We start from the raw sequence: 12,261 nt of genomic DNA, 5'->3' as shown, positions 1-12,261 counted from the left end.
CTTTGCCTATACAATAAATGATTTATTTAAAATCACTGCAAAATGTTAGGCGAACTAAACAACTCTGAAATGGAAACCCTGTTAAAAGAACAAGTGATTGGCCGTATAGGCTGCCACTTTGATGGGTTAACTTATGTGGTTCCGGTTAATTATATTTATGATGGAGAATGCATTTACGCCCACTCTGCCAAAGGGATGAAAATTGATATGATGCGTAAAAACCCGGAAGTATGTTTTGAAGCAGATGAGATTTTAAGCATGACCAGCTGGCAGAGTGTTATAGCCTGGGGAAGATTTGAAGAAATTACTGAAATGGGTGAAAAACAGGATGTAATGCAAAAGATAAGTAATAAGATAATGCCCCTTATCGGCGATGAGTTTACACCACCATCGCATGGCTTTGTATCACGAGAAAGTGAAGTGGGCACCTCATTAGAGTTGATCTTATACAAGATAATCATCAGCCGTAAAACCGGGAGATTTGAAAACCGGTAAATAGTTTATCTGCCCGCGTTTAAAGCGTTATTAATTTTAACCTTAACTTAATCATTCATTATCCCGTTTGCTTTGTTAATATTGCATTTATCTATTTTTTATAATAGCCTCCCCTTTATGGAAAATGCTAATCTGCTAATTGCTATCATCCAAAATGCTATAGACGGGATCATCACTATTGATGACCGCGGAAAAATAGAGCTGATCAATCCATCAGCATGTAAGTTATTTGGTTATACGCCCGAAGAGGTGATCGGCAAAAACATATCTATCCTGATGCCCCCGCCTGATAAGGAAGTGCATGACGAATATTTGGAAAGGTACAAACGCACCGGGCAAGCGCACATTATCGGCATAGGCCGTGAGGTAAAGGGCTTACGGAAAGATGGCGTTATATTTCCATTCAGGTTAGGATTGAGCGAAGTGCAATACTCTGGCAGAAAGATCTATACCGGCTTTATACATGATTTGAGCAAAGAAAAAGAAGCTGAAGAACGGCTGAAAGATTATGCCCTGCACCTGGAAGAATTGGTGGAAGAGCGCACCCTATCGTTAAAAGAAACCGTAAGGGCACTGCGCAATGCAAAGGAAGAGATCAGCGTTACTTTAGAAAAAGAAAAAGAACTTGGCCTGCTTAAAAGTCGGTTTGTATCCATTGCATCGCACGAGTTTCGTACGCCTTTAACTTCTGTTGTGTTATCGGCGTCGCTAATTGAAAAATATGCAGAATCATTTAACTCATCAAATATTTCAAAGCATGTTAATAAAATAAAGGTCGCAGTATTGAACCTCACCTCAATTTTGAATGACTTCCTGTCGCTCGAAAAAATTGAATCAGGTAAAGAGGAAGCTAACTACAGCAATTTCGATTTAGTTAAATTTTCAGAAGAGATCACGCAGGAAATGCAGCTGCTGGCCAAGCAGGACCAGAATATTGTTTACCACCATACCGGGGCAGAGAAAATTATCAACTCAGATCAAAATCTGCTCAAAAACTGTATCAATAACCTGATCACCAATGCCATCAAATATTCGGGCGAAAACACGCTGATCGCCTTTAATACAGAGATCAATAAGGACCATTTCCATATTACCGTAAAAGACAACGGAATTGGTATCCCTGAAACTGATCAGAAACATTTGTTCGAAGCATTTTTCCGCGCACATAATACCGGTACCATCCCGGGGACTGGCCTGGGGCTAAATATTGTTGCCCGTTATACCGAACTGATGAACGGAACAATTAATTTTAAGAGCAGCATTAATCAGGGAACTTTATTCACCATTACATTTCCAAAATCATGAGCAAAAAAGTACTGATTATTGAAGACAATGATGATATTAGAGATAACATTGTTGAAATATTAGAGTTAGCAGGCTACATAGTACAGAGCGCTAAAAATGGAAAAGCAGGTGTTGAAATGGCCACTAAACATATACCTGACATTATACTGTGCGACATTATGATGCCCGAACTTGATGGTTATGGTGTGTTATACATGCTGAATAAAAACCCGGAAACAAATGCTATACCTTTTATATTTTTAACTGCAAAGGCCGAACGCATTGATATGCGTAAAGGCATGGAAATGGGTGCAGACGATTACCTGACCAAGCCTTTTGATGATATGGAGCTATTGAATGCCATTGAAAGCAGGTTAAAGAAAAAAGAAACACAGCTGAGTTTTTACAGCAAGTCGCTTGATAACTTAAATACAATAGTTTCAAAAAATGATGGTTTAGCCGTACTGAAAAAGATAATTCAGGAGCGCAGAACCAAGCAATTTAAAAAGAACCAGATTATTTATAGTGAAGGTGACACAGGGAATGGCCTGTATCTGGTTATAAATGGTAAAATAAAAACCATCAAACTATCAGAAGATGGCCGCGAGTTAATGACAGGTATGTACAAGGCCGAAGATTACCTGGGGGTAAATGTTATCCTATCTAACGAAGCCTACACTGATACTGCAACCGCATTGGAAGATAGCTTGCTATGCCTGATACCCAAAGATCAGATTGAACAGCTGATAAACTTATACCCTAATGTTGCCCGGGAGTTTATTAAACTTTTAGCCAATAATGTAAGGGAAAAAGAAGAGCAGTTATTGCAGCTGGCCTATCAGTCTGTCCGGAAAAAAATGGCAGTTGCCTTGCTCCGGCTTTACAGTCATCAAGCAGATAATAATCCAAATATCCGCATCAGCAGGGAAGATCTGGCTGCTATGGCAGGCATGGCTACTGAAACAGTTAGCCGTACCTTATCAGATTTTAAAGAAGAAGGCCTGATTGATAAAAAGGCCAGTATTATTACCCTGCTTAACTTAGTAAGCCTTGGTAAAATGAAAAACTAATTAATACCGGGGTATTGGAATCCTGTTAAACTCAAACCTTTATACTGTAACAGTGATATTATTGGTTACACCTTTTACGGCTGCTATGCTGCATATTATTTTTTTCACAGCATCATTTTGAAAGTTCCATCTTAATTCGCCATCTATATTAACCCACCCATCCTTAACCATAATATTTAATTTTAAGGCAGGGATCCAATTTTTATTCAGCAACTCAATTATTTTAGCAGCAATTTCCTCATCGTTTGTTTTACTTGCCTGGCAGGCATCTAAACCTATAATTGCAAAATCTAAACTGCGCACACCATTAAATTCATTATTTAATTCACTATTATTTTTCATTCAATATTTAGCATTTATCAAGACCCGAAGTTGCACTTTCTTAATGGATTAAATAATGATGCAGATCATATCCGGATAGTTTTACATCAATAATTTACACCGCCTTTACCGGGAATACCAATAATGGAACAGGTATGTGAGCAGCCATTTTTTGAGTTTGACTTCCCCTGAATAGGCTATCCATAAAACTATGCGACCGATGTACCATAGCCAGCATATTAATATCGCCATGCTCACAAAGCCAGTCTAACCCGGGTTTAGTATCCCGGCTTTTAACAAACCTGTAATAAATATTAGGGTAATTGGCTTTATTGGATAGTTCAGTAATAAAGTCTGCCACCCATTTCTTAAATTCAGGCGATTGGCTTTTTTCATCATAAATATGTGTAAGCAATATTTCAGCATTAAGTGGCCGGGCCAGAGTAATTAATTTGTAAATGCACTCAAGGTCATCCTGCGGTCGCGTAAAATCAGTAGCGAAAGCTATTTTTTTTATGGCTGATATTGTGGCGTTAGGTGGCACCAGTAATAACGGCGCAGCAATATTATCAATCATTTCGCGGCTATGGTTGCCCAGTAGCAATGTTGTTAAACCACTGCTACCATGCGTGCCCATAATTACCAGGTCAATTTCCTGGCTCTCAACAATGTGATTAATCACATTAACCACCGTCCCTGATCCATTAAGATAGCTGATGCCCGGTTTAAAACCTTCGCCGCCAGAAACTGGCTCTAAATGTGATTTTAGGCTTTTAAGTTCGCTGCTACTATCTTTAAGCAGCAGGTCTGATTCTTCCATAGGCCAGGCAACCATACCAGCCTGTGGTATTTCTGCCGGCACTATAACCGCATTACACAAAATAATGTTGGCCTTTACCTGGCGTGCCAGGCTGTATCCATATACCGCCGCATGCATGGCGTTGGCTGAAAAATCGGTTGGAAAGAGAAATTTTTTCATTGCGTTTATTATAACCTGCTGTAAAGGTGGCAATTGCGAGCCACCTGAATAATGACAATCGTCATCAAATTATATGATGTTGAAACCGTGCTCAGGGCTTTGCTATTTCAAGCACGATACGGCCTTCAATCTCCCCTTTTTTCATTTCGTCAAAAACCTCGTTAATGTTCTCGAGTTTGGTTGGCCTCACCGTTGCTTTTACCTTGCCCTCAAGTGCAAAGGATATGGCCTCTTCCATATCTTTCCTGGTACCTACTATTGAACCCCGAACTGTATAGCGGTTAATTACGGTTTCAAAAATTGGCAGGTCAAAGCTGCCTGCCGGTAAGCCATTTAACGCAATGGTTCCTTTTCTGCGCAAGGCAGAGATCCCTTGTTTAAATGCTATAGGCGATGGAGCAGTAACCAACACACCGTGCATACCGCCTGTTTCTTTTTTCAAAAATGCACCCGGGTCCTGCTCTGTGGCATTTACAACCAGGTCGGCACCTAATTTGGTTGCCAATTTTAATTTATCGTCGGCAATATCAATAGCAGCTACATGCAGCCCCATTGCTTTGGCATACTGAACCGCGAGATGCCCCAGGCCACCAATGCCCGAGATTGCAACCCATTCTCCGGGTTTAGCTTCTGTTTCTTTTAACCCTTTATACACGGTTACCCCTGCGCAAATAATTGGTGCCATTGCCGTAAAATCAATATTTGGTGGAAAATGTGCTACATAGCGCGAATCAGCTACTACATATTCGGCAAAGCCACCATCAACACTGTAGCCGCCATTTTGCTGAGTTTCGCAAAGTGTTTCCCAGCCTGTATAACAGTAATCACAGCACCCGCAGGCGCTATATAACCAAGGCACACCCACTACATCGCCTTCTTTTACATTTTTTACCCCATGCCCCAAAGCCACTACATAACCCAATGCCTCGTGACCCGGAATTAATGGCATTTTAGGTTTGGCTGGCCAATCGCCCTGGCAGGCGTGCAGGTCTGTATGGCATACGCCGCAGGCTATTACCTTTACTAATATTTGATTTTCATCTGGTTCTTTAACCGGCATTTCTTCAATATGTAACTGGCCGCCAAATTCATGGATCACAGCGGCTTTCATTTTTTTTGGTATCATTTTATGGTCGATTTAAATTTGTTTACATAATAGCTTTCATCCGTAGTTCAAAAGCAACGGAAAGCTGATCTTTTGCTTTAACCAGGCCACCCAGCTTTTTGGGAGGTACCAGGTCAAAATCTGAAAACTTAACAGGATTTGAACCCATCAGGCAGATAACCCCCTCGGCATCAATTGCTATTTGATAATTAACATCAAAACGCTTCCTCACCCCTGCAATTTCTATTTCTACCATGCCTGTTACTGTCGAGGGCTTTTCAGTAAGTTGAGGCTGCGTTATGATAGATAAAAACCTGATCTGTAAATATGGAAACTGGTTTGCTTTAAGTGTTTTACGCAGATCGTGGGTCATCATATCCTTATGGCAATCAAAACTTAATACCTTAAGGCTTACACAACCGCTTAGTGTTATTTCTTTTTTGCTTTTATAAATGGTCAGCGTATCTGCCTTATCGCATTTCAAAACATCACAGGCAAACTTATTAACGTTGGTACTACCGTTAACACTAAGTGTGCTGTTTTCCATAACCACCCATTTATTAGTTTGAGCCTGGGACATACTGTCAATTAAGGAGAATAGGATCATCAGTACTACTTGGTATTTCATGCTTTAAAATGCAATTGCAGCTTCAAGCATTACGCCGTCAAACTTACCGCCGTTAAGAATATTGGTATCTGGATAATTTTTGTAAACCTGGTTCACATACTCAACCTTCATCATAATATTTTTGGTCATGAACCAGCCTGCTGAGCCAACTGTACGGTTGATAGTTACATCGGGAGTAATGCCCTGCAATGCAGCGGTAACAGTATTGTACCTTACGCCTAACCAAAAGTTCTCTTTGTTTTCAGGAAACCTGTAAATCACATCTGCCGCATATTGGGTTGCCCGGCGATTGGTTGATTCTGTAATTGACCTTCCCTTGGCATTTTCATAGGTGCCAAAAAATTCAAGCCCCTTGTATTTCAAAAACAGGTTACCCATATAAGTATGTACCTCTTCGCTGAAACCCGGGTTAAACCTTCCAGAAAATGGACTGTAGTCAACCGCATTTGAGAGCGTAGTTCCGTTGGCAACATTTTGGTTTTCCATTACATAATAATAATGTGAGCCAGTTCTGTCGCCGCCAAATAAGGTACTGCTGTTAGCGCTGCTTACGCTGTAAAATGAGCCTGAAAGCCTGATCCTTGTATCGGCATTAAGCTGTTTATCAAACCCAATCTTTCCGTGAAAAGCAGGCGCATATTGATTAACCTTTTTTGTAGCTGAATCAATTTTTACAGGGGCAACAACTGTTTCATTTAGTTCGCCATTGGTTACGCCGCCCATCAGGAATAAGCCAGATGGATGGTGATAATAAACTTCGGCACCTGTTTCGGTAGCAAACTCATCCATTATATAGTTTTCTACAAAGGGGTTATAAATGGTATTGCCACCGTCTGATCTTCTGAAATGCTGATCACCATAATCAACATCATTTTGCCCTATCTTAACCGTAAAACTCTTCATGATCTGGTCAATCAAATCGCTATGTAAGAAGGTCAGCTTATCAAACTGTATATAACCACCCTTAACCCAAGTATCCTCATGGTGCCTTGTGGCCAGGTACGAGGTAAGGTTAAGCCTTATTCCATCTGCTAACTGTACATCAACATTAAGGTTGGCCATTGGCAGGTTAAAACCATCTGTAAGTTTTATCAGGCTGTTTACATTGCCGCTAAAACCTGTTTTTGTTGCGTAGATTGCTGTGTTTTGATCCCTAAGTGTTTGAAAACTCAATTCAAAGTTTCCGCCTATTTTTACTTTTAAGCCCGTAAAAGCTACGGTATCCTGCTTGCCGGTTTCAAATATATTGATGCCCCGCTGATCGTTAGGCCTGAAAAACTGCAGGCTGGATTGTTGCGCCCTTAAGCAAAAAGGGGAAATGCTTAGCGCAGCAATAAATAGTGTGCGCAATAAACTTGTATATGTTGTTTTCATGGTAATTTGATTAATGAAATTGTGTTTAATATTTTTTGTAAATGAGTGTAAATTGTATGGTAAGGTCATTAGCTACCTTCATGGCACCCAGCATAAAGCTTGGTGGTTTAATTCCATAATCGGTTAGCTTTATTTTTTCAGCCCCGGTGCAGGTAATGGTATTATCCGCGTTAATTACCGCCGTTACATCCATAGTAATGGATTGGGTAATGCCGGATATGGTTAATTCGCCTTTTGTTTTGATCAGGTACTTATTTTTCTCAGTAGCGGTTACCATTGCAGAATTAAGCTTATAAGCAACATTGGGATATTTTGAAGCATTTACAGATTTGTAAGTCCTGCTATCCATTGATTCATGCTCACTTTTAAGGCTTTTAAAAGCCACGCTGAAACTTAGTGCTGAAAGCCCTTTAAGTTCATTTCCTTCCAACTTAAAGTCGCCCTGGCTTTCCATCGCGGTTGCGGTCATTGTCCAGTCGTGAACGTTTGATGAACCCAATACTTTAACCGATGCAGCCGTACCTTCTGCCAGTTTATAATTGCCTTGTGCCTTTAATGATGTTGGCACTGTTAAGATGGTAATTAAAGCCACCATCGCCGGGACGATCACTTTATACTTGTTTAATTTTTTCATATCTATATGGTTGATTTACTGACAAATGTATGGCCAGCAACAGCCTATAAAAATGATGGTGGTTGGTAAGTAAAGTGACCCTTAAGCGTTATATTTAGAAAAGAAAATGCCCATCGTCACTTAAGTGGCGATGGGCATTACTGTTATCCTTTGCTTAAAAAACAGGTAATACCTGCCGCACTTGTGCACAAGGGAAAATAAGTAAGGGTTTACCCGAATAAAGTGCAAGCCGCTGTGCTATGCTGCTGTTAAATAAACGCCTTAAAAAGGTAGTTTTACAATGTACCATCACCAGCAGATCAATTTCAGTATTCAACATCAGCTGTTTAAGGCTATCTATCACACTATTGCTTTTTATTACCCTGTAAATTATACCCGGATAGTTAATTTTCATTGGTATCTGCGAAAAGAATTTTTTTACCGTAGATTCATTTTCAGTATTTCGGGAAACAATATGTGTGATCAGGATTTTAGATTTGCTATGTTCAGCTAATCCGCATAGGGATTGCAATACATCAATATCGCTGTAGTTCATGGCTGTTGCAAAAGCAATGGTTTTATAAGGCTTAAAACGCACCTGGTATGGAATTACCAATACCGGGAAACCTGCGCTTTCAATAATAGCCCGGGCATGGTTATTAGCAAACAAAGCGCTTGTATGTATGGTGCTATGTTTACTTATTATCACCAGGATAACCTGGTATTTGTTACTAATATCTTTTATGCGGTCGGCAATGCTGCCCTCACCATTATATTGCTCAATATCGGGCCTGAAGCACTGGGTATCTTCTTCTTTATCCAACTCATCTTTTAGCTGGTAAACCATCGCACTTAAATCCTGGATACTGCTTTCTTCTGCTTCAGCTATCGGCCAGGCTTTGGGTTCATCAGGGCGTTCATTAGCAGGTATAGTATAAACATTGCAGAACAACAGGTTAGCCTTTGTTTTTTGTGCAAGCTCCAGTGCATATTGAGCCGTATAGGTTGCATTGATTGAAAAATCAGTTAGTACAAGTATAGTTTTCATGGTTTTAAATGAATTGCGAATGATTGTTCTTTATTATATAAAGCCATTTCAAGGCTTTTATCAAGTTTATAAATGTCTTTATAACTGATCAATAGGCCATCCTTTACCTCGCAGGTTAGGTAAGTTACTTTGATGGGGACTGCCTTTTTTAAGGAGAAATTTTTGGTACGGTAGGTATTCATATCCTTGTTCATTGCTGCTATCTGCCCGGCAGAGCCATCGTTTTTCAACAAAAGTGCGGCAAGTTTCCCGGCATGCTCCACCCGGATACAGCCGTGGCTGTAGGCCCGTTCAGGTTTGCCAAAAAGCTGTTGTTCTGGTGTATCGTGCAGGTAAACATCAAAAACATTAGGGAACCTGAAAACAATGAGCCCCAAAGAATTATCACATCCTGATGATTGCCTTACATAATAATTTGCCGGGTGTTGCCGTATCTCAGTTAATTTCTGGATGCTGGCCGTTATATAATTTCCTTTATAGTCATATATCGCAAAGTGATTATTTTCGAGATATGCGGTGTCCTTCAATGCTTTTGGCAACAGCTCCTTTTTAAATAAAGAAGCTGGCACCTTCCATTCGGGTGCTGTTGTAAAATAAGTAATGGCGCTTTGCAATGTTGGCGATGGTGTTGCAGGTTTCCCTACTATCACTTTAAACTGGTAGGTGGTGTCCGGCTGGTGGAAATACAAGGTATATGACGGGATATTGATCTGGATATAAACACTATCGGTACTATTCATCCAGCGCAATCGTTCCAGATTAATGGCCATTCGCCTTATATCTTCTTCGGGGGTTTCGTAGCAGTCGCCGGTATATAATCCGGTAGCAAGGTGCATGTGGTATTGCAGCGTTTTGTATTGTTTTATTTGAGGTTGAACGCTGATCACGGTGCTCATAAAATCCCTGCTGCTTATAGATCTGATGAGTACTGCTCCTGCCTGAAAACCCAAACTATTTTCTGCATCAATTTTGTTTGCCGGATAATCGGGGTTCAGTTTGCCATAATGTAGGTTATTCATCAAAGCGATCAGGGCATCGGTTAGCAGTATATCATAACAGGCCTTTTCGGCATTGCCAACGCCATTAAAGTGATTGCTTATTGCATGAAGTTCATCATACCCAAGTTGCTTCGGGTGGTAATCTACGTGGTTTAAACCATACTGGATCACACAATCCAATAAAAGCATAGCTTCCCAGGCATTGGTTTTAACTGTATCGGGTGCAACCCATGCTAAATTATAACCCGTTTGCTTATAGAAATTTACTACAGCATTGGGGTAATAAAGTTTAAATTTACTGGCTGATAGCTGCGCTTTTATTGCTGCGGCAACAGAGGTATCGGCAACTTGTGCTGCCATACTACTAAGTGATAAAAGCAACAGGCAGCATAAAACAGCTACCTTTTTTGTTATGCAGTTAAGTATAAAACAGCTTTCCATAGTTTAATATTTAATAGGCTAAAGGTCAGCCATATATAACAAATTTTTAATGACAGCAATCACTTTTACGCCTGATCCTGCTCATTTTAAAAGCAGGGGGTTTGGGATAGGTTTGTGTTATGAATCCTGCAAATCTTACCGAGAAATATAATGTGGCCGCGCCGCGTTACACCAGCTATCCTACCATGCCCTATTGGGATACTGCTAACTTTAACATATTTGATTGGGAACAGGCTGTTACGCAAACTTTTGAGTTAACCAACCGTGCAGGTGGCATCAGTTTGTATATTCACCTTCCCTTTTGCGAAAATTTGTGTACTTATTGCGGCTGCAATACGCGCATCACCAAAAACCACCGCGTTGAAGTGCCTTATATTAATGCGATACTTAAAGAATGGAAAATGTATAAGGAGCTAATGGATGAAACTCCTGTTATACGTGAGATGCATTTAGGGGGCGGCACACCCACTTTTTTTAGTGCCGATAATTTGCAATTACTGATACAGGGTATATTAAATGGTGCAGCCATTCATCCGCAGGCTGAATTTAGTTTTGAAGCCCATCCGGATAATACAACCATTGACCATTTAGAAACGCTTTATGATCTCGGGTTTAAAAGATTAAGCCTGGGTATACAGGATTTTGACCCCAAAGTGCAATTCATCATTAATAGGCAGCAAAGCTTTGAAAAGGTACAGGTAATAACGCAGCAAGCCCGGCGCATTGGTTATACATCTATCAATTACGATCTGATATACGGGCTACCCCTGCAAACGTTTGCGGGATTAACCCAAACCCTTAAATTAGTTGCTGAGCTTAAGCCCGAACGTATAGCATTTTACAGTTATGCGCACGTGCCTTGGCTAAAACCGGGCAAGCGCCGTTTTACCGAGCACGACCTGCCCGATGCAGCGGCCAAATCATTGCTATACGAAACAGGACGGGAGCTATTAAAAAACCATGGGTACCTGGAGGTTGGGATGGATCATTTTGCTTTACCTGATGATACACTTTTTAATGCTGAAAGATCAGGAAAGCTACACCGCAACTTTATGGGCTATACCCATCATCATACGCAATTACTTATCGGGTTGGGTGTATCGTCCATTAGCGATGCCGGAACTGCGTTTTCACAAAATGTTAAAGTTGTTGATGATTACCTGCGTTTGATTGATGAAAACAAGCTGCCGATATTAAAGGGACATTTATTAACCGGCGAGGATATGATCATTCGCAGGCATATTCTGAATATCATGTGTCGCGGCATTACCACCTGGGATACGACTGTAGAAACCTTTATTTTAACTGCAATTGAACGGTTAGAGCCGCTTGCTGCCGATGGACTGATCAAGCTGCATGTATCAGGGCTTGAGGTAACTAAACAAGGCAGGAATTTTTTAAGGAACATTTGCATGGCGCTGGATGAACGCTTATGGAAAGCACAACCAGAGAGCCAGCAATTTAGCATGAGCTTATAATAATAAAAAGGGGCTTAGCTTTAATGCTAAACCCCTTTTTTATGTCTTTTTAATTTATTTAATTAGAGGATAAATATTGCAAGCATCAACAGGTGGATAAGCACGCTCCCAAAAAAGAAAGCAAGCAATGTCCTGATGCCTGCGCCGCCCATGCCGGCAATTACGTTAGCAAAAAATAGAGTAAGCGTTATAGCCACTATCAATACCGGTGCATTAAAATAATAGATAAGTGCGGCCGGTATGGGCAGGAATAATACCCCCTGTACAATTAGTGAAACCATAAACCACAAAGTTTTATGATCGGCCTGGCTATCTGCCAAGCTCATTAATTTAGTCCCTATTGAAATATTTTGTTCCCGGGCTGTTGTTGGTACGCTCCAGTTTTCAGCAGCGTTTAATTTAATTGTTGCCATGTTAGTATGTTTTT

13 protein-coding genes are annotated in these 12,261 nt (G+C 40.5%); 4 read left to right on the top strand and 9 right to left on the bottom strand.

Annotated features, from left to right (window positions below; genetic code table 11):
- The first annotated feature begins 42 nt into the window (after nucleotides 1–42).
- From ACQY4U_RS11240 to ACQY4U_RS11230, 3 genes are all read left to right on the top strand, one after another.
- Nucleotides 43–495: a pyridoxamine 5'-phosphate oxidase family protein gene (locus tag ACQY4U_RS11240; protein ID WP_428329504.1), complete on the top strand. Its 453-nt coding sequence runs from the start codon at nucleotides 43–45 to the stop codon at nucleotides 493–495.
- Nucleotides 496–612: 117 nt separating this feature from the next.
- Entirely contained in the window at nucleotides 613–1,800 is a 1,188-nt protein-coding gene (locus tag ACQY4U_RS11235; protein ID WP_428329503.1) for a PAS domain-containing sensor histidine kinase, read from the top strand.
- On the top strand, nucleotides 1,797–2,849 hold the full coding sequence (locus ACQY4U_RS11230; protein WP_428329502.1) for a response regulator: 1,053 nt from the start codon (nucleotides 1,797–1,799) through the stop codon (nucleotides 2,847–2,849). Before ACQY4U_RS11235 ends, ACQY4U_RS11230 begins: the two co-directional genes overlap by 4 nt.
- 39 nt (nucleotides 2,850–2,888) lie before the next feature.
- Here the strand turns inward: ACQY4U_RS11230 and ACQY4U_RS11225 are convergent, their stop codons facing one another.
- From ACQY4U_RS11225 to ACQY4U_RS11190, 8 genes are all read right to left on the bottom strand, one after another.
- Nucleotides 2,889–3,191: a BON domain-containing protein gene (locus ACQY4U_RS11225; RefSeq protein WP_428329501.1), complete on the bottom strand. Its 303-nt coding sequence runs from the start codon at nucleotides 3,189–3,191 to the stop codon at nucleotides 2,889–2,891.
- A 94-nt stretch (nucleotides 3,192–3,285) separates the two neighbouring features.
- Entirely contained in the window at nucleotides 3,286–4,149 is an 864-nt protein-coding gene (locus ACQY4U_RS11220; RefSeq protein WP_428329500.1) for a universal stress protein, read from the bottom strand.
- A gap of 91 nt (nucleotides 4,150–4,240) precedes the next feature.
- Nucleotides 4,241–5,275 (bottom strand): alcohol dehydrogenase AdhP, encoded by a 1,035-nt coding sequence (gene adhP, locus ACQY4U_RS11215; protein ID WP_428329499.1) that lies wholly within the window; start codon nucleotides 5,273–5,275, stop codon nucleotides 4,241–4,243.
- Nucleotides 5,276–5,297: 22 nt separating this feature from the next.
- Nucleotides 5,298–5,882 (bottom strand): YceI family protein, encoded by a 585-nt coding sequence (locus ACQY4U_RS11210; RefSeq protein ID WP_428329498.1) that lies wholly within the window; start codon nucleotides 5,880–5,882, stop codon nucleotides 5,298–5,300.
- Nucleotides 5,883–5,885: 3 nt separating this feature from the next.
- A complete protein-coding gene (locus tag ACQY4U_RS11205) occupies nucleotides 5,886–7,256 on the bottom strand; it encodes a hypothetical protein (protein ID WP_428329497.1) in 1,371 nt (456 codons plus the stop codon).
- Nucleotides 7,257–7,281: 25 nt separating this feature from the next.
- Nucleotides 7,282–7,890, bottom strand: coding sequence for a YceI family protein (locus ACQY4U_RS11200; RefSeq protein WP_428329496.1), 609 nt, complete (start codon nucleotides 7,888–7,890; stop codon nucleotides 7,282–7,284).
- Nucleotides 7,891–8,044: 154 nt separating this feature from the next.
- Entirely contained in the window at nucleotides 8,045–8,917 is an 873-nt protein-coding gene (locus ACQY4U_RS11195; protein ID WP_428329495.1) for a universal stress protein, read from the bottom strand.
- Nucleotides 8,914–10,275 (bottom strand): L,D-transpeptidase family protein, encoded by a 1,362-nt coding sequence (locus ACQY4U_RS11190; protein ID WP_428329494.1) that lies wholly within the window; start codon nucleotides 10,273–10,275, stop codon nucleotides 8,914–8,916. The genes ACQY4U_RS11195 and ACQY4U_RS11190 overlap by 4 nt, the downstream gene beginning before the upstream one ends.
- Before the next feature lie 200 nt (nucleotides 10,276–10,475).
- Here ACQY4U_RS11190 and hemN point away from each other — a divergent pair, with 200 nt between their 5' ends.
- A complete protein-coding gene (gene hemN / locus ACQY4U_RS11185) occupies nucleotides 10,476–11,834 on the top strand; it encodes an oxygen-independent coproporphyrinogen III oxidase (protein WP_428329493.1) in 1,359 nt (452 codons plus the stop codon).
- A gap of 62 nt (nucleotides 11,835–11,896) precedes the next feature.
- Here the strand turns inward: hemN and ACQY4U_RS11180 are convergent, their stop codons facing one another.
- Nucleotides 11,897–12,247, bottom strand: coding sequence for a hypothetical protein (locus ACQY4U_RS11180; protein WP_428329492.1), 351 nt, complete (start codon nucleotides 12,245–12,247; stop codon nucleotides 11,897–11,899).
- Nucleotides 12,248–12,261: the final 14 nt, after the last annotated feature.

It is taken from the genome of Mucilaginibacter sp. (genome assembly GCF_965277465.1).
Lineage (GTDB): Bacteria > Bacteroidota > Bacteroidia > Sphingobacteriales > Sphingobacteriaceae > Mucilaginibacter.
Note: the sequence above shows the minus strand (reverse complement) of the source record. Positions and strands in the feature narration are given on the sequence as shown.